Origin of the sequence: Pantoea sp. EKM21T (assembly GCF_011800405.1) — a bacterium.
GTDB lineage: Bacteria > Pseudomonadota > Gammaproteobacteria > Enterobacterales > Enterobacteriaceae > Pantoea > Pantoea agglomerans.
The window spans coordinates 1-18959 of sequence record NZ_JAALFV010000009.1; the positions used below are offsets into that span (position 1 = coordinate 1).

Annotated in this window: 16 protein-coding genes; 2 read left to right on the forward strand and 14 right to left on the reverse strand. The window is 56.1% G+C overall.

What is annotated here, in order from left to right:
* The first annotated feature begins 282 nt into the window (after positions 1-282).
* Positions 283-1602 (forward strand): PAS domain-containing methyl-accepting chemotaxis protein, encoded by a 1320-nt coding sequence (locus HFD87_RS17810; protein ID WP_033769877.1) that lies wholly within the window; start codon positions 283-285, stop codon positions 1600-1602.
* Positions 1603-1628: 26 nt separating this feature from the next.
* Here the strand turns inward: HFD87_RS17810 and mrdA are convergent, their stop codons facing one another.
* From mrdA to HFD87_RS17875, 13 genes are all read right to left on the reverse strand, one after another.
* Positions 1629-3500 carry a penicillin-binding protein 2 gene (gene mrdA, locus HFD87_RS17815; protein WP_010248949.1) on the reverse strand — a complete coding sequence of 624 codons (1872 nt, stop codon included), beginning with the start codon at positions 3498-3500 and terminating at the stop codon, positions 1629-1631.
* A 219-nt stretch (positions 3501-3719) separates the two neighbouring features.
* Entirely contained in the window at positions 3720-4433 is a 714-nt protein-coding gene (gene deoD / locus HFD87_RS17820; RefSeq protein WP_010248951.1) for a purine-nucleoside phosphorylase, read from the reverse strand.
* Between the two features lie 26 nt (positions 4434-4459).
* A complete protein-coding gene (gene deoB, locus HFD87_RS17825) occupies positions 4460-5683 on the reverse strand; it encodes a phosphopentomutase (protein WP_010671093.1) in 1224 nt (407 codons plus the stop codon).
* 95 nt (positions 5684-5778) lie between these two features.
* Positions 5779-7107: a thymidine phosphorylase gene (gene deoA, locus HFD87_RS17830; RefSeq protein WP_111534626.1), complete on the reverse strand. Its 1329-nt coding sequence runs from the start codon at positions 7105-7107 to the stop codon at positions 5779-5781.
* A 62-nt stretch (positions 7108-7169) separates the two neighbouring features.
* Entirely contained in the window at positions 7170-7949 is a 780-nt protein-coding gene (gene deoC / locus HFD87_RS17835; RefSeq protein WP_010248957.1) for a deoxyribose-phosphate aldolase, read from the reverse strand.
* Positions 7950-8197: 248 nt separating this feature from the next.
* Complete coding sequence (locus tag HFD87_RS17840) at positions 8198-8995, reverse strand: TatD family hydrolase (protein ID WP_167423738.1); 798 nt, start codon at positions 8993-8995, stop codon at positions 8198-8200.
* Positions 8992-10044 (reverse strand): patatin family protein, encoded by a 1053-nt coding sequence (locus HFD87_RS17845; RefSeq protein ID WP_033769872.1) that lies wholly within the window; start codon positions 10042-10044, stop codon positions 8992-8994. The genes HFD87_RS17840 and HFD87_RS17845 overlap by 4 nt, the downstream gene beginning before the upstream one ends.
* A gap of 220 nt (positions 10045-10264) precedes the next feature.
* A complete protein-coding gene (locus HFD87_RS17850) occupies positions 10265-10426 on the reverse strand; it encodes a DUF1328 domain-containing protein (protein ID WP_003848537.1) in 162 nt (53 codons plus the stop codon).
* 112 nt (positions 10427-10538) lie between these two features.
* Positions 10539-11153, reverse strand: coding sequence for a molecular chaperone OsmY (gene osmY, locus HFD87_RS17855; protein WP_010671097.1), 615 nt, complete (start codon positions 11151-11153; stop codon positions 10539-10541).
* A gap of 258 nt (positions 11154-11411) precedes the next feature.
* Positions 11412-12998 carry a peptide chain release factor 3 gene (gene prfC / locus HFD87_RS17860; RefSeq protein WP_010671098.1) on the reverse strand — a complete coding sequence of 529 codons (1587 nt, stop codon included), beginning with the start codon at positions 12996-12998 and terminating at the stop codon, positions 11412-11414.
* 293 nt (positions 12999-13291) lie between these two features.
* Entirely contained in the window at positions 13292-14395 is a 1104-nt protein-coding gene (locus tag HFD87_RS17865) for a M20 peptidase aminoacylase family protein (protein ID WP_062758406.1), read from the reverse strand.
* A 4-nt stretch (positions 14396-14399) separates the two neighbouring features.
* Complete coding sequence (locus tag HFD87_RS17870) at positions 14400-14873, reverse strand: YjiG family protein (RefSeq protein ID WP_010248980.1); 474 nt, start codon at positions 14871-14873, stop codon at positions 14400-14402.
* A complete protein-coding gene (locus HFD87_RS17875) occupies positions 14863-15531 on the reverse strand; it encodes a nucleoside recognition domain-containing protein (protein ID WP_033772583.1) in 669 nt (222 codons plus the stop codon). Before HFD87_RS17875 ends, HFD87_RS17870 begins: the two co-directional genes overlap by 11 nt.
* 489 nt (positions 15532-16020) lie before the next feature.
* Between HFD87_RS17875 and ftnA the strand changes: the two genes are divergently transcribed.
* Positions 16021-16527 carry a non-heme ferritin gene (gene ftnA, locus HFD87_RS17880; RefSeq protein WP_010248984.1) on the forward strand — a complete coding sequence of 169 codons (507 nt, stop codon included), beginning with the start codon at positions 16021-16023 and terminating at the stop codon, positions 16525-16527.
* Positions 16528-16587: 60 nt separating this feature from the next.
* On the opposite strand, the gene HFD87_RS17885 is transcribed toward ftnA, so the two are convergent.
* A complete protein-coding gene (locus tag HFD87_RS17885; protein ID WP_167423739.1) occupies positions 16588-18951 on the reverse strand; it encodes a TIM-barrel domain-containing protein in 2364 nt (787 codons plus the stop codon).
* Positions 18952-18959 lie beyond the last annotated feature (8 nt).

Sequence of the window (18959 nt, forward strand, 5' to 3'; positions counted from 1 at the left end):
ATCGAACCAGGGACACGGGGATTTTCAATCCCCTGCTCTACCGACTGAGCTATTCGGGCAACGGGGCGCATTAAACCAAAGCGGCCAGGCAGCGTCAAACGCTTTTCACCAAAATCAAATCGACTGACCGCTTTTCCATCAACCCAAAGAGTGGGTCTGACCTGCCGCCATAAACCTCTCTGTTGGCCGGATATATTTTAGTCAGAAAGCAGGCAGAGTCTGCATTGTGACGCGAAATTGCCGATATAGCATGCGAGACCAACACTAATAATAAGGATCGCCATGTTTTCCACCATTACATCAGGTATCGCTTCCCGTCACAGCTGGCAGAAGCGTTCACACTCAGCGGCAACGCTGAGCTCTCTCAATGGCTCCATCGCCATGATTGAATTCTCTCCCGATGGCTCCATTCTCAGCGCGAATGCGCTGTTTCTGGCGCGCATGGGCTACGCGCTGGCGGAGATCGAAGACCAGCACCACAGCCTGTTTTGTACCGCAGAGCAGCTTGAGTCGCGGGACTACCAGGATTTCTGGCTGCGACTGAACCGGGGCGAAAGCTTCAGCGATAAGTTCCTGCGCGTGGCGAAAAACGGCCGACCGGTATGGCTCGAAGCCAACTATGTGCCGGTGCAGAACCGCCATGGCCGGGTGATTAAAATCGTCAAACTGGCAACCGACATCACCGATCATATCAACGATGCGCAGGAGCAGCGCGCCATCACCACCGCCATAGAACGGTCGATGGCGGTAATCGCTTTTAACCTCAAAGGTGAAGTGCTGAAAGCCAATGACAACTTCCTGAAAACCATGGGTTATCGTCGTGAGGAGGTAGAAGGTGTTCACCACCGCCGCTTCTGCTCGCAGGCGCTGCGCGACAGCCGCGAATATAGCGAGTTCTGGCAGCAGCTGAACCGCGGCGAATTTGTCTCAGGTCAGTTTCCCCGAGTCAATAAACGGGGCGAGACTATCTGGCTGCGCGCCACCTACAATCCGGTATTTGACGAACAGGGCAGGCTCTACAAAATCGTGAAATTCGCCACCGATGTGACCGCGCAGGTGGAAAAGAATCAGCAGGAACATGATGCGGCACAGCGGGCTTATCACACCGCGCTGCAAACGGATGAAAGCACAAAGCTGGGTGCCGATGTTATCGCCAGCAGCGTGCAGACCATGAACGCCCTGGCGGGTGAACTGCAGGGGATCTCCGGTGATATTACCGGCCTGAGTGAATCCTCAGAGCGTATTGGCGCGATTGTGGAAGGTATCCGCCGGATAGCCGATCAGACTAACCTGCTGGCGTTAAATGCCGCTATTGAAGCGGCGCGGGCCGGAACCCATGGCCGCAGCTTTGCGGTAGTGGCTAATGAAGTCCGCACGCTGGCAGCAAACATCAACCGCGCCACCACCGACATCGAAAATCGGATACAGCAAAACCATCTGCTGGCGAGCCGGGCACTGAAAGGAATTGAATCCAACCTGAAGCGCGCCGATCAGGGCGTACAGCTGGCCCAGGAGGCGGGCGGCGTGATTGCGGAAATCCGTGAAGGCGCAACCGATGTAGTACGCGCCATCGGCCAGGTGACCAAAACGCTTAAAGTCTGACGCTCTGCGGGGGCAACCGCCCCCTTTTAAGGTGTTGCCTGAACCGGCGCTTCTGGCACCGGCGGGATAAAGATATGATCCAGAATCGCCCGCATTACAGGTGCCGCAGTAATTCCTTCGTTGCCACCATTCTCCAGAATTAACGCTACCGCCACTTTCGGGTCATTAAAGGGCGCAAAGGCGGTGTAGAAGATATGGTCACGCAGCCGTACCGGTATCATCTTCGCGTTATAGGTCTGGTTCTGGCGCAGGCTGAACACCTGCGACGTCCCGCTTTTCGCAGCGATGCCATAGGGTGCCGTGTGGAAATATTTATAACCGGTGCCGTTGGGTGCGTTAGCCATGCCAAACATCGCGTGGCGTACCAGCGACCAGTAAGGTGAATGAGGATCGCCAATCTGCGCTTCATGCTGCTGCGGATGATAGTTCTCCACCAGCGTGCCGCGCTGGGTTTTCTCCAGCAGATGGGGAGCAATGACCCGACCGTTATTAATCAGCGCCACCATCGCTTTCACCATCTGAATGGGTGTCGCAATCCAGTAACCCTGTCCGATACCGACTGAAACCGTATCGCCCTGATACCAGGCCTTTTTATGCACCTTCTGCTTCCACTCACGGCTCGGCAGTAAACCGCTGTACTCCTCATTCAGATCGATACCGGTCGATTTACCATAGCCAAACTGGCTGAGCATGGTGTGAATGCGATCAATGCCCATCATAAACGCCACCTGGTAGAAGAAGGTGTCGGCGGACTCTTCGATTGCCCGCGTCACATCCAGCATGCCGTGCCCGGTTTTTTTCCAGTCGCGATAGCGCCGGTCCGTGCCTGGCAGCGTCCAGGTGGGTGCGCCAAAGAATTGCGACTGCGGCGTAATCACATGAGTCAGCAGCGCCGACATCGCCATGTAAGGCTTCACCGTGGAGGCGGGCGGATAGAGTCCCTGCGTGACGCGGTTAATCAACGGCAGGTCTTTATCCTGTAGCAGCTTTTTATAGGCCTGATAGCTGATGCCTTTCACAAACGGATTGGGATCGTAGCTGGGGCTGGAGACCATCGCCAGCACGGAGCCGTCGTGCGGATCTTCAATCAGCAGCGCCGCACGCTGCCCCGCCAGCAGGCTTTCCACATACTGTTGCAGGTGCAGATCCAGCGTCAGCGTCAGGTTTTTACCCGCGACCGGCGGCACCTCTTTCAGCACCCGCACAATGCGGCCATGATTATCCACTTCCACTTCCTGATAACCCGGCTTGCCGTGCAGCAGCGCTTCGTAATAACCCTCAATCCCCTGCTTACCAATGTTATGGTCAGCCGCATAGTTTTCAGCGATGCCTTCCGCATTCAGCCGTTTATAGTCGTTATCGTTGATTTTCGACACATAGCCGATCACATGCGCCAGATCCGCGCCATAGGGATATTCACGATCCTGGTAGGTCTCAATGCTGGCGCCGGTGAAGTGAAACTGATTGACTGCAAAGCGGGCGACCTGCTCTTCAGTCAGCTCCTCTTTCAGCACCACCGGCTTGTAACGGCTGGTCTGCTTCAGCGCATGGCGGAAGGTGTCGATTTCGTCCGGCGTCAGATTAACGATCGGCGTGAGTGCCCGCAGCGTGGCGTCCATGTCGCTGATTTTGTAAGGCGTCAGCGTAATGGCGTACCAGCTGACGTTTCGCACCAGCGGAATGCCATTGCGGTCATAAATCAGCCCACGCGTCGGCGCAATGGGGATCATTTTGATGTCGTTCTGGTTGGAGCGCGTCTGGTAATAGCCATGGTCGCGCACCTGTAAGCGAAAAAGGTTTACGCCAAGAATGGTGAAACAGAGACAGACCAGAGCAAAGGCTATTGCAGCGCGGCGGGCAAACAGCTTCTCTTCAGCTTGGAAATTACGAAAGTTCATCAGGGGGCATTATCAGGCGATTAATTATTATCTGTTATTGCGCACCATGATAAAGCGCGATCGCGGGCGTGCCAGCGCGAAGATGCACAAGCCTGACCAAAAGTGTGTCATTTGATGTGAATGTTACCGGGACGGCGAGGCGGGAAAATGCAGATCCCCCGGTTAAGGGGGATCTGCGCAAGGGGATCGGGCAGCAGGCGTCAATGCCTGCCACGCTGATTAATCACCCAGCAGAACAGACTCCAGCGCAATCTTGATCATGTCGTTGAAGGTGGTCTGACGCTCAGCAGCGGTGGTCTGCTCGTGCGTACGGATGTGGTCTGATACGGTGCAGATGGTCAGCGCTTTAGCACCGAACTCTGCGGCCACACCGTAGATACCTGCAGCTTCCATCTCAACGCCGAGGATGCCATATTTTTCCATCACGTCGAACATCTGCGGATCCGGGGTGTAGAAGAGATCGGCAGAGAAGATGTTACCCACGCGCGCTTCAACACCCAGGTTTTTCGCCGCATCAACCGCGTTACGCACCATGTCGAAGTCAGCAATCGCAGCAAAATCGTGATCTTTGAAACGCATACGGTTCACTTTGGAATCGGTGCAGGCACCCATACCAATCACGATGTCACGCAGTTTTACATCGGCACGCACGGCACCACAGGAGCCCACACGGATGATCTTTTTCACGCCGAAGTCGGTGATCAGCTCTTTGGTGTAGATGGAGCAGGAAGGAATACCCATTCCGTGGCCCATTACAGAGACTTTGCGGCCTTTATAGGTGCCGGTGTAGCCCAGCATCCCGCGCACGTTGTTCACTTCTACCGGATTTTCCAGGAAGGTTTCAGCAATGTGCTTTGCACGCAGCGGATCGCCAGGCATCAGCACGACGTCTGCGAAATCGCCCATTTCAGCATTAATATGAGGGGTTGCCATTGTTTAATCCTTATTAAATTGCTGATTTACAGCATGTTCTTGCCATAGTCCATCTCGGACAGGCCAAAATAGTGTGCAATTGTCTGACCAATATCGGCGAAAGTTTCACGGTAACCGAGTGAACCCGGCTCGACTTTCGGTCCGTAGATAAGAATCGGAATGTGCTCACGCGTGTGTTCAGTACCTTCCCACGTTGGGTCACAGCCGTGGTCAGCGGTCAGAATCAGAATGTCATCTTCTCCGACTAACTCCATCAGCTCAGGCAGACGACGGTCAAACAGCTCCAGCCCGCCCGCATAACCGGCAACATCACGACGATGTCCCCAGGTTGAGTCGAAATCAACGAAGTTAGTGAAAACAATCGCCTGATCCGGCGCGGTTTTCATCTCCTGAATCGTCGCGTCAAACAGCGCATCCAGACCGGTCGCTTTGACCTTTTTGGTAATGCCCTGCTCAGCATAGATATCGGCGATTTTACCCACGGAGATCACGTGACCGCCCTTCTCATCCACCAGCTTTTTCAGCATGGTGGCGGATGGCGGCTCGACTGCCAGGTCGTGACGATTACCGGTACGCTCGAACTGACCCGCTTTGTCGCCCACAAACGGACGGGCGATAACCCGGCCAATGTTGTAGCCACCTTCGGTCAGCTCTTCACGGGCGATTTCGCACAGCGCATAGAGACGATCCAGACCAAAAGTCTCTTCGTGACAGGCTATCTGGAACACCGAGTCCGCAGAGGTATAGAAAATCGGCTTGCCGGTTTTCATGTGCTCTTCGCCCAGCTGGTCGAGGATCACCGTACCTGAAGAGTGGCAGTTACCGAGATAGCCCGGCAGATCTGCGCGCTCGACCAGTTTGTCCAGCAGTTCCTGAGGGAAGCTGTTCTCTTTGTCGCTGAAGTAGCCCCAGTCAAACAGCACCGGCACACCGGCGATCTCCCAGTGGCCTGACGGCGTATCTTTACCTGACGAAAGCTCGCTGGCGTAAGCGTACGCGCCGGTGATTTTCGCCTCAGGATCCAGACCTGCCGGGAAGCGGCCGGTCGACAGCTCTGCGGCTTTGCCCAGACCCAGCGCGGTAAGATTAGGCAGATGCAATGGGCCTTTACGTCCCTTGTCTGCTTCACCCCTGAAACAGGCTTCGGCGATGTGACCTAACGTATCCGAACCTGCGTCGCCGAATTTATCGGCATCTTTACTGGAGCCAATTCCAAAGGAATCGAGAACCATAATAAAAGCACGTTTCATGCAAGTCTCCTGCGCATCGGCGCGTGACAAGTCAAAAAAAAGCGATCAGATCAGTATACCCGAATGCATCGCGGCTGGCACCGGTTACCGGTCAGTTAGCTGATATCGCTCACACGGCGATAGACAACCGGCGTCTCAGCCGGGGCGGAATTACCGAGCACCAGCGCGGCTTTGACCGCGGCGGCGGCCTGCTGCCATTTGTCTTCGCTGCTGGCGTGAATGATCGCCAGTGGACGCTGCGCATCGGCACGTTCGCCCAGGGTGATCATGTCGCTTAAGCCGACGCTGTAATCAATACTGTCGCTGGCACGCTGACGTCCGCCGCCCATTGCCACCACCGCCAGACCCAGCGCACGGGTATCCATGCTGCTGACGATGCCTGGCTGGTCGGCATACACCGGCTTGCTCAGCATTGGCGCGGGCAGATAAGCGTCGTAGCGTTCCACGAAATCGGCAGGTCCCTGCTGGGCAGTGACCATACGACCAAATACCTCGGCTGCTTTGCCGTTATCCAGCACCGTCATCAGCTTCTGACGCGCTTCGGTGTCGCTGGCGGCCAGTTTGCCGGAGACCAGCATTTCGCTGCAGAGCGCCAGCGTCACTTCCAGCAGGCGCGGATTCCGCTCTTCGCCCGTCAGGAAGCGAACCGCTTCACGCACTTCCAGCGCGTTCCCGGCTGAGGAGGCGAGAACCTGGTTCATATCCGTCAGCAGTGCGGTGGTCTGGCAACCTGCGCCATTGGCGACGCCAACAATTGACTGCGCCAGACTTTCTGACGCCTCGTAGGTTGGCATAAACGCGCCGGAACCCACTTTGACATCCATCACCAGTGCATCCAGCCCTTCTGCCAGCTTCTTCGCCAGAATCGAGGCGGTAATCAGCGGGATCGAATCGACGGTGGCGGTGATGTCACGCGTGGCGTAGAAACGCTTATCCGCCGGTGCCAGCGAGCTGGTCTGGCCGATAATCGCCACACCCACCTGCTTGATGATCTCGCGGAAGCGATCATCGCTCGGGAAGATATCGAAGCCCGGAATCGCTTCCAGTTTATCCAGCGTGCCGCCGGTATGGCCAAGGCCACGACCCGAGATCATCGGAACATATCCGCCGCAGGCCGCGACCATCGGCCCTAACATCAGCGACGTCACATCGCCGACGCCGCCGGTCGAGTGCTTATCCACCACCGGGCCATTGAGATTAAGTGATTTCCAGTTCAGTACCGTACCGGAATCACGCATCGCCATAGTCAGCGCGACCCGCTCAGGCAGCGTCATGTCGTGGAAATAGATGGTCATCGCCAGCGCGGCAATCTGACCTTCCGAAACGGTGTTATCACGCACGCCATTGATGAAGAAGCGAATCTCCTCTTCAGTCAGCGCATGGCCGTCACGTTTTTTGCGAATTATTTCTTGTGGCAGGAACAAGGTAACCCCCTGGTTCAGGGAAATCAGGATGGGGAACAGGCGGTCAGCGACCGCCTGAAGGATCAGTAACCCGCTTTGCTGGTGTCGCTGTCATGGCCCAGGGTGTTGAGCAGGCTCGCCAGCAGGCTTGAAGCACCAAAGCGGAAATGACGCGCATCGGCCCAGTCGGCACCCAGCGTCTCTTCCGCCATTTTCAGATAGATAGCGGCATCTTCAGCGGTGCGCACGCCACCAGCGGGCTTAAAGCCAACCTGCTGGCTGACGCCTTTATCACGGATCACGTTCATCATGATCTGCGCCACTTCAGGAGTGGCGTTAACCGGCACTTTACCGGTAGAGGTTTTGATGAAATCGGCACCGGCATCAATGGCAATCTCAGAGGCCTGACGGATCAGCGCTTCCTGCTTCAGTTCACCGGTTTCGATGATCACTTTCAGCAGCACATCGGCTTCGGCACAGGCGGTTTTACAGGCTTTCACCAGATCGAAACCGACCTGACTGTTACCGGCGATCAGCGCACGATACGGGAACACCACATCCACTTCATCGGCACCGTAGGCGATAGCGGCGCGGGTTTCTGCCAGCGCAATATCAATGTCGTCATTGCCGTGCGGGAAGTTAGTCACCGTGGCGATGCGGATCTCCGGAGTTCCCTGCTCGCGCAGCGTTTTACGGGCAATCGGAATAAAACGCGGATAGATACAGATTGCGGCGGTGTTGCCTGCCGGGGATTTGGCCTGATGACACAGAGCGATCACTTTTGCGTCGGTGTCGTCGTCATTCAGGGTGGTTAAATCCATCAGTTTCAGGGCGCGCAGGGCAAGGTCTTTGATATCGGTCATGAGGCTCTCCAAAGGATCGGGGTGCAACCCACCGGCTCGCCGGCGGAATGTTATAATAATAACACTCTGATGCGGCCTGATATGTGCCAGGAGTCACATAGGAATAAGAAATTAGTGCAACATTGCCACGTTTACTGTGACTAACATTACAGATAACAGGGCTTGGTGGTTATTATACGCCAGCGGGTGCAATGTTACTATTATCACATTTAAGCGCGAAGGCTGCAGGTCGGGTGAGACGCGGGGGGTCAGTTGCGCAGCGCCGGGAAAGCGGGGTCGAGCTGAAATAGCTGCTGACTGTTGTGCCACAGCGCATCAGCAATCTCCTCCGGTGACTCTTCACGCAGGCTGCAGAGCACCTCCCACACCTGACGCGCCCGCTCCGGACGATTAGGCTGGCCCTGAAAGCCCTGCAGCGGCATATCGGGTGCATCGGTTTCCAGCAGCAGCGAAGAGAGCGGCAGCTGCGCCACGGTCTGACGGGTTTTGCTGGCGCGTTCATAGGTAATGGTCCCGCCGATGCCAATCGCATAACCCAGCTTAATAAAGGCCTGCGCCTGCTGCAGACTGCCCGCAAAACCATGCACCACGCCACGGCGCGGCAGATCGTAACGACGCAGAATCTGCGCCAGTTTGTCATGAGTGCGGCGCGAATGCAGGATCACCGGCAGCTGATACGCTTTCGCCAGCTTAAGCTGCGCCTCAAGAAAGCGTTGCTGCTTATCAAACTGCGGATCGTCGCGATAGAGATCCAGCCCGATCTCGCCGATCGCCACCAGCTTACGCGGCCGCTGTTGCAGTAAGGTTTCCAGCTGGTCGAGATGGGCCTCCTGATGATTTTCGATGACGATCGGATGCAGGCCCAGCGCGGCATAGAGCGGCGGATGCGCCGAGGCTAACGCGCAGACCCGCTCAAAGCGGCTGGCATCGATCGCCGGAACGATAATCTTTTCCACGCCCGCTTCTGCAGCACGTGCCAGGCTGCCAGAGATATCCCCTTCAAACGGCGGGAAATCGAAGTGGCAGTGCGTATCAATAAACTTCATGCCAGCGATCCTTTGTCGTAATCAGCATCATTATCCGCCAGCGGCGGTGTGATGATGAGGCGGGTATCGGGTGCATTGGCTGCCGGAGCAGGCGGCGTTACGATACGCGCCGTGGTCATCGGTTCCGCATCACTCAGCCACTGGCCCAGCGTGGCGAGGAAATAGCGACCGCAACGCCGTCCCAGATGATAATCCTGATTCAGTGAAGCGATGCGGCTGCCCAGCGCACTGCTGGCCAGCGCATGCGGCGGAAAGATTTCGATAATGCGCAAATCATCGGGCGGATTCTCAATGAACTGCTGAATTTCCCGATAGCTCTGCTCATGCTTATTCAGCACGTTGATCATCGGCTGCAGTGCGCCGGTGCTGAGCCAGCGTTCCATCCGCTTAAACCATTTCGGGGTGTAGAACATCTGCGAGGGCACGGTGCGGATCACCACAATGGTATCAGCGCCACGGCGGGCGGCTTCACGCACCGGAATCGCATCGCTGATGCCGCCATCGAGATAGCTGATCCCTTCCAGACTGACCCCCAGCCGGTAAAAACCGGGAATGGCACTGGAGGCTTTGATCAGATCCAGCCAGTTATCGGCGGTCGGATTGAAGTAGCCGGGCGTGTAGTCGTCACTGCGGCAGGCGCACATATAAAACTCGCGGCCGCTGGAGAACAGCTGCTCCGCGCTGCTCATCGCCAGCGGAAATTCACTGCGGGTAATATCTATCAGCCAGTCGAGGTCGATCAGATTGCCACCACGCACAAAGCGCAGCGGATCAAAAAAGAGTTTACTGGTGGTATAGCGGGTAATCACACGTCGGGCATAGCCGGGCTGACCACAGACAAAGGCAGAAAGATTTTGTGCACCGGCAGAGGTGCCGAGCATCAGCTGAAAGGGGTTGAATCGGGCACGCTGAAATTCATCTAACACGCCTGCGGTGAAAATGCCGCGTTGACCGCCGCCTTCACAAACCAGCGCAATTTTCTGAGATTTAAACGGAGTCAGGGCCAGAGGTTCAATGGCGCCGAGCGTGACAGGAATGCGTATACCCACTGTACGAAACTCAAAAAGGGGTTCCGGGTCTGCTGGAGGATCGATCCGTTAAAGACGGCAGCATTCCGGAGAACCAGTCATATGTTCCTTTAACCGGCAGGCCAGCAGGGCTGGCTTACCTTGCAGCGATGTGAAGGTGTCCCTCTCTTCACGTCAGTCGCTACAGATGACTGGTCTCCGCTCTATGCTTTGCGTTGCATTACACTGCAGGACTCATCGGCTAAAGCTTTTTACGGCCGGTAAACAGGCTGATGAGGAACAGGATAATACCAACGACGAAGACAACTTTAGCTGCCCATGCTGCTGTGCCCGCTAAACCGCCAAAACCTAACGCTGCAGCGATCAGTGCGATCACCAGAAAAATAATGCCCCAACGAAACATAAGCCTCTCCTTACCCTATTTAAAAATCGAATATTTTAAAATCGATCTGCTTATTTCATCCCCGGATGGGTATCTTTTATTCGTACGGCCACAGAAGTGGCCGTACGCAAGCTTAAGATTTAACCGTCAGGTCATTCTTAACGCTTTTCACGCCTTCAATGGCTTTAGCAATGCTTTCTGCACGATCTGACTGTGCCTGATTAGCAACCTGCCCTGAAAGCTGAACAACGCCGTCTGTGGTCTCAACTTTTACGTTGCGCGACGGAACAATGTCATCCGCTAATAGCTTAGCTTTAATTTCGCTGGTCGTGGCGGTATCGCCCGCATAACCTTTCATTGATGATGCTTTGCTGTCTCTGACGTGTAGTTTGTCGCTGACGGATTTAACACCTTCGATTTTCTGCACCACAGCCACAGCCTTCTCAGCCTGATCCTGTGAGGTGACGAAACCGCTTAAGGTCACGACGCCGCTATGCGTTTTTACCGAGATATCCGTGCTTTTAATTGCGTCATCATCTACCAGCGCCGCTTTGGCTTTGGCGGTGATGCCGCTGTCATCCATATAACCATCGACTTTTTTCATAGAACTATCGATTTTTGAACCCGCGCTGTCGGCTGTCTGTGACGCTTTCTGCGACATTGATTCGTCAGCCAGTGCGCTGCCGCTGATCAGTGCTGAGCCAATCATGGCGGCCATCAGGGTTTTAGCAATCTTAGTCTTGTTCATCGATATCTTCCTTCTATCAGTTAACTCACCCAAAAACTGTGGGCGCAACAGAGGCACAGGTGCCGCTGCGTTACAGGACGTAAGGACAAGAGAAGTCTCTTCCGCCGTCCGATAGAGTAATCATAGACGGCATTTTGCAATTTGCCTGGCTAACTGGTTGATCACACGTCAAAACAGAAGAAAAACGGGGTTTTTAGGAGGAGTCTGGAAGGAGGAAAACAGGGCCACTCCCAGCTGGAATGGCCCGGAAACAGGCGATTAGTGCTCGCGCGTTTTGCGGAAACGGACGTCAGGGTAACGTTCCTGCGTAATATTAAGATTAACCATGGTTGGCGCGATATAAGTCAAATTATTGCCGCCATCGAGTGCCAGGTTAACTTCGTTTTTACGCTGGAAGTCCTCAAACTTTTTCGCGTCGCTGCATTCAACCCAGCGCGCCGTAGAGACGTTGATCGCTTCGTAGATCGCTTCGACGTTATATTCGCTTTTCAGACGGGCAACCACCACATCGAACTGCAGCACCCCGACCGCGCCCACGATCAGATCGTTGTTATGCACCGGGCGGAACACCTGTACCGCACCCTCTTCCGACAGCTGAACCAGCCCTTTAAGCAGCTGTTTCTGCTTCAGCGGATCGCGCAGACGAATACGGCGGAACAGCTCTGGCGCGAAGTTCGGAATACCGGTGAACTTCATGTTTTCACCCTGAGTAAAGGTGTCGCCAATCTGAATGGTGCCGTGGTTATGCAGGCCGATGATATCGCCAGGATACGCTTCTTCAACGTGCGAACGGTCGCCCGCCATAAAGGTCAGGGCGTCGGAGATCACCACATCTTTGCCGGTGCGCACCTGACGCAGCTTCATCCCTTTTTCATATTTACCGGACACCACACGCATAAAGGCCACGCGGTCGCGGTGTTTCGGGTCCATGTTGGCCTGGATCTTAAACACGAAACCGGTGAACTTCTCTTCTTTCGCTTCTACCGTGCGGGTGTCGGTGTCACGCGGCATCGGACGCGGTGCCCATGCCACCAGGCCATCCAGCATATGGTCAACGCCAAAGTTACCCAGCGCGGTGCCGAAGAAGACCGGCGACAGTTTGCCGCTCAGGAAGGCTTCCTGCTCAAACTCGTGCGATGCGCCCTGTACCAGCTCCAGCTCTTCACGCAGCTGTGCCGCCAGATCGTCACCGACTGCGGTGTCGAGGTCCGGGTTGTTCAGCCCCTTCACGATGCGGACATCCTGAATGGTGTGGCCTTTACCGGTCTGGTAGAGATAGGTCTCATCTTTGTAGAGGTGATAAACCCCTTTGAACAGTTTGCCGCAGCCGATAGGCCAGGTGATCGGTGCGCAGGCAATTTTCAGCTCGCTTTCCACCTCATCCAGCACTTCCATCGGGTCGCGGATGTCACGGTCAAGTTTGTTCATAAAGGTCAGGATCGGCGTATCGCGCAGACGGGTAACTTCCATCAGCTTACGGGTACGATCCTCGACGCCTTTAGCGGCATCAATCACCATCAGACAGCAGTCAACCGCGGTCAGCGTACGGTAGGTATCTTCCGAGAAATCTTCGTGACCCGGGGTATCCAGCAGGTTCACCAGGCTATCGCGATAGGGGAACTGCATCACCGAAGTCGTAATGGAGATACCACGCTGTTTCTCCATCTCCATCCAGTCCGACTTAGCGTGCTGGTTAGAGCCACGGCCTTTTACCGTACCGGCGGTCTGGATAGCCTGTCCGAATAGCAACACTTTTTCGGTAATGGTGGTTTTACCGGCATCCGGGTGCGAAATGATCGCGAAGGTGCGGCGGCGTGCCACCTCTTCTAAAAAGGGATTAGACATGGAATTCTTCTCAATAGGCAGCGCAACTTACTGGCGCTGCTGATAAATCACGGTGGCCGGCAGAACCTTACCGGCGGGTAAACGGTGCCAAAAACGATCTTTCATCGTTGGCGGGTCAGCGCGAAGTTACATTGGCGTGAATTCCGGTTACCTGGTCAGCTTTAAGGCGGCATAGCATACAATATTTTGCGCGCGCGGCCTACAGGGAGAGGGGCAGGATTTCAGGGGCGGGGAATCGGGGAAAGGTGGATGCCGCAACAAAGCGGGACGGGTCTGCACCCGCCCCGCCTACCTTATCCCAGCACCTTTCTGACGCAGGCTTTGAAGATCTGCACACCAATCTCCAGCGAGTCGAGATCAAAATGCATGTCGGGATGATGCAATCCTGGCGTCAGGTTGGTGCCCAGTCCCCAGAAGCCCGCTTTAATACCCGGACGCTTCACCGGATAGTAGAAAAAGTCCTCGCTGCCTGGCGTGGTCCGGGTTGACAGCGCGCCCTCTTCGCCCAGCACCTCGACGATCGCGGCGCGGATCACCGCCGTCGCCTCATCATCAATCTCGGCGGCGGGCATCTCTTTTAATACGCGGACCTCGGCGCTGGCACCCAGTGCCGCCACGCTGTGAGTAATGGCGCGCGTGACCTGCTCTTTCAGCAGCGTCATCGGCCCGTTCTCCTGCGAACGCAGATCCCAGACTACGCGGGCTTCATCCGGCACCGAGTTGGTGACACCGGCATCGCACAGGAAGCGGGTCGCTTTGACGCTCCAGGTCAGGCCGGGCGAGAGGTGGATGGCGTTGACCGCCTGAACCGCCTGTACGGCAGCATCCAGCGCATTCACCCCCAGGTGCGGACGCGCCGCATGGGCGGGCTGGCCTTTGATGGTCGCTTCCAGCGTGCTGCAGGCTGAGTAGAGCACCGCAGGCACCGCCTGTCCGACCACGCACTCCTCCAGCGGACGCAGATGGAACCCCAGAATCATCTCCACATCATCCAGTGCGCCACCTTCGATCATTGAGAGCGCACCGGCGCCCAGCTCCTCGGCGGGCTGGAACAGGATCTTCAGCCGGCCACGTTTCACCGCGCCCTCCTGCAGCAGAGCCGTCGCCGCCGTCAGCACGACCGAAGAGTGACCGTCGTGACCGCAGGTGTGGCGCGCGCACGGCACGCCATCAATGATGTGCCCCAGCGCATCCATATCCGCGCGCAGTGCCAGCACCGGACCCGGCACACCGCTGTCGATCTCGGCCACAATGCCGGTGGTGTTATTGATATTGCGCGTCACCTTCAGGCCCGCTTTCTCCAGCTGATCGGCGATGTAGGCCGAGGTTTTCACCTCCTGAAAGCCCAGCTCCGGAATTTCGTGCAAATAGTGGTAATGCTCTAATACCTCAGACACAGCGTTACTCCTGAATAAACAGACGCATAACAGACATTGCGATCAGCGCGTTGATGATGCTCACCAGCATCAGCAGCGGCCAGTATTTTTTTGGCACATCGGCCACGCCCAGCAGCCGTCCCATATATTGCAGCTGCGATCCCATCAGGAAAATCGCCGGGGCCAGAATCGTGATATCCGCGCCGGTCAGCAGCCCTTTGGTCAGCAGACTCACCGCTACGCCGGTACCCGCCGACGATGAGAGCCAGGCGGTGAGCAGCACCGTAATTGCCTCACCCGGCAGCCCGAACAGCCCCATCACTGGCGCAAAAACGTGCCCGAGAAACTGCATGATGCCGAGCAGATTGAGCACTTCTGCCAGTACATAGGCCATCACCACATTTGGCATCAGATTGTGAATGGCAATGTGAAAGCCCTTACGCGCGCCGGTCACAAACACATCAAAGGGATTACTGCTGGTCGTGATTTTATTTTCCATCGGCGAAATCCTTCTTATAAACACTGTTTAACACAGCGCGCGTTATCGCCGCACCGACAAATTTCAGCACGAACATTAATAACAGCGGAATAATAATCGGCAGCGTCATTGAGGCGAATAGCGCGGAGCCGATGGCGAAGTAATTATTGATTAAGCCGGCACCGGAATATTGCCAGGCACTCATCACCACCACCTCTTTTTTACCGATCTGTTTCTGGTCTGCCATCTCTTTGGTTAATGCCGCGCCCGCGTCGGTACTTTGCAGGTCGGTGATTAACGCCAGACCGCAATGGCCCGGCAGCCCCATCAGCGGCTTAAGCAGCGGCGTCAGCAACCGATGCGCCGCGCGAATCGCGCCGTAGTGGGTGAAGATTTCCAGCACACCCAGCGCCAGCATCACCGTGGGCGTCAGCGACAGCGCAAACAGGAAACCCGCTTTGGCACTGAGTCCGCCTGCGCCAAGAAAGGTGTTGCTGGCGGGATCTTTCATGGTGCCAAAGCTGCCGCCCAGCGTGGTGAAGTCAAAGGCGCCCAGCCATGAAAGACCCTCGACGTTATAAAACAGCCCTGAGAAAAACAGGATGGCAAAAATTAACGCGACATAACTGCCTTTGGTCGCCGTCATTTTTACCGGACTAATCACACTTTCATCTGACATTATTTTCTCCTGATAACCTGGCTTGCCGCCTGTTCCCTGCCGTGGCAAGTTTCAATATATGGAACTGAGTTCTAAGCATGATTTATGCCAGAGCCGATTGGCGCGCGATGATTAATGGCCCTGCTGTCACCTCTGGGCGTTTAATCCACGCCATGCCTGTTATGGCTCTGCGAAATATCTTTTTCTGACGGCAACGTGATATTTCCGGCGCGTTATCAGATGACCGCTATTTCTCCAGCTTCAGCGGCGATTGCACCAGCAGGATAGCGACCGGGCGCACTATCATGGTGCTGAAATTCTGATTTTGTTGCCCGATAAGGAGTGATGCAGAATGAGAATCGCTCGTATTCAATTTGTGAAATAATTCTATTTAAATCAATCAGATAAATTAGCTGTTTTTGCGGAAAAGCCTTCGCTTTACTAACATATTTGATGCATAATTCACCGACTATACCTGTTTATTTAACATCTTCTTAAAAGGACTCGGCCATGCTGACTGCTGAAATGACTGGGCGTTTAAACGACCAGCTGAACCTGGAATTTTTCTCTGCCAATCTTTATCTGCAAATGAGCGCCTGGTGCAGCGACAAAGGCTTTGAGGGTGCCGCTTCCTTCCTGAAGATGCATTCACGCGAAGAGATGCAGCATATGCAGCGTCTGTTTGATTACCTGAGCGATACCGGCGGCATGCCGGTGCTGGGTACCATCGCTGCGCCGCCAGTTTCTTTCACCTCGCTGAATGAAATTCTGCAGCAGGCGCTGGAGCATGAGCAGCTGATCACCAGCAAAATCAATGAACTGGCCCATGCTGCCATGACCTCACAGGATTACTCTACCTTCAACTTCCTGCAGTGGTATGTCGCCGAGCAGCATGAAGAAGAGAAGCTGTTCAAAACCGTGCTGGATAAACTGGCGCTGGTCAGCAACAGCGGCAACGGTCTGTTCCTGGTCGATAAAGATCTGGGCCGCATGAGCACCGAGAACCACGCAGAATAATGTTTATCGGCCCCTTTTCGGGGCCGATCTTATTGCCGTCTTGCTGACACCACTGCACCGCTATTCCAGCCGGTAACTCACGGCTTTCACGCCATTCACCCACAGTTCACGGCTTTCACCCGCAGGCAGTAACAGCGCGATCTCCCGCCAGGCTGGCTGGTAATCTCCACGTTTTTCCACCGTCAGGTCGATACGCGTGGCGCTGCTGCAGAGCGTCCAGCGAAGCCATAGCGCATTACCCTGCTGCCAGCCGTGGCTCTCGCCATCGTCATCAAACATTTCGCCTTGTGTCTGCACGCCTTCGGGGGCAGGCCATAGCTGCCATTGCCGCACCGTATCACGCCGCGCATCGGTGGTGCTTTCGCACTCGCCCAGCGGGATCACCGCACCGGCCCTTACCAGCAGCGGCAACCGATCCAGCGGCGCATCCAGCGTGATGGTCTCACCGCCCGCAAACGCCTTGCCGCTGTGCCAGTCATACCAGCCGCCGCGGTTACGGGGCAGATAGACTTCACGACTGCGCGCGCCCTGCTCCACTACGCTGGCGACCAGCAGATCGCGCCCCAGCATAAAGTCATCACACTCCTGATAGGTCAGCGGATCCTGCTCGTGATCGAGGAAGGTCGGGCGCAGCATCGGCTCATCTTCCACACTGGCCTGCCACGCCAGGTTATAGAGGTAGGGCATCAGGCGATAGCGCAGCCGGATCGCCTCGCGGATCATCGGCGTGACCTCCGGGTACATCCAGGGCTCGTTTACCGTGTGATCGTCATTCCAGGAGTGGATAGTAAAGCGCGGGTGCATAACGCCATTCTGAACCCAGCGCACAAACAGCTCGGCATCCGGCTTATCGCCCGAGAAGCCGCCGACATCGTGCCCGACGTTAAACAGCCCGGAGAGGCTCATTCCCAGTCCCATGCGGATGTTGTAGCGCAGGGTTTGCCAGCTGGTGCGGTTATCGCCGCTCCAGGTCTGTACATAGCGCTGCATCCCGGCGCAGCCGGAACGGGAGATCAGATAAGGGCGTTTGTCCGGTGCAAATTGCTGCTGGGCTTCCATTGAGGCGCGCATCATCAGCAACGGCATTACCGGCCGGATATGCTTGATGGCGATCGGCTGACCAAAACCGTGACAGCGCGCTTCGCCATCCCACACCTCATATTCGTTGTTGTCATTCCAGGTAGAATCGATGCCCTTTTCCAGCAGCTGCCGGGTGACATTTTCCTGCCACCAGCGCACCGCCTGCGGATGAGTGAAGTCGAGGTGCGAGCCTTCATCGTCCCAGAACACCGAACGCTCAGGACGATCCTGCTCAGAGTCACGAATAAACAGCCCCTGCGCGGCCACTTCCTGATAGCGCGGATGATCCTGCAGCAGGCAGGGCTTGATGTTGGCCGCCAGCTTCATTCCGGCAGTATGAAACGCGTCGCTCAGCGCATTGGGATTCGGGACTTTGTCGTAGTTCCAGTTGAAGACGTAGCGCTTGTTGTTAATCGAGGTGTAACCCGATGAGAGCTGGAACGAGTCGCAGGGAATTTCATGCTCGCGACACAGACGGATAAAGGATTGCAGCTGCTGTTGTGCGTCGGGCGCGTCGGTGTAGTGCATGGTGGACCCGCTGTAACCCAGGCTCCACTTCGGCTGAAACAGGGTGCGACCGGTCAGACGCACAAAGGCTTTGGTGACGTCGAGCAGCGTCGGGCCCAGCATCATGTAGTAATCGAGATCGCCCGCCTCGGCGCGGTAGCGACGATAAGGGAGATGGTAGTTATCCAGCTCATTCCCCAGATCGAGCCAGCTGCTGCTCAGGTTGTCATAGAACAGGCCAAAACTGACGCCATCGCGCTGCGTCAGGGTAAACGGAATATGTTTATAGAGCGGATCGGTGCTGGCGGCGTTGTAGCCCATGGCGTCCAGATTACGCATCTCAAAACGGCGGTTAACGCGGTTCAGGTCGCCGCTCTTCTCGCCCAGGCCATAAACCCGATCCTGCGGCTGGCGACGCTGATAGTGCTCGACTCCATCACCGTGCGCATTGAGCAGATAGGCACCGGTGTGACGGTCGGCGGCCAGCGGCTGCCAGCTCTCACCATCAAACTGCTCCCAGCTCAGGCAGAGCGGCTGATGCACCGTGACACGCAGCCGTTGCGTGCTGATGCACAACTGCTGCGCATCGTGTTCAACCTTAAATGCCGGCAGCGTAAAGCCATCCAGCGCCTCACGATCCCGCCCCTGCCAGGGCACGTCGCTGACAGGGGCAATGCTCCAGGTGCGGTTCAGCGCCAGCTCACCGTCGCGCTTCAGCAGCACGCGCATCAGCTTATCCTCCAGCACGTAAAGCCGCAGGAAGTGACGATCTTCAACCTTGAGTTCAACAAAGTGATCGGCCTGCTGATGCAGCGTCCAGTTCTTCAGGGTTTTCATCGCGATAT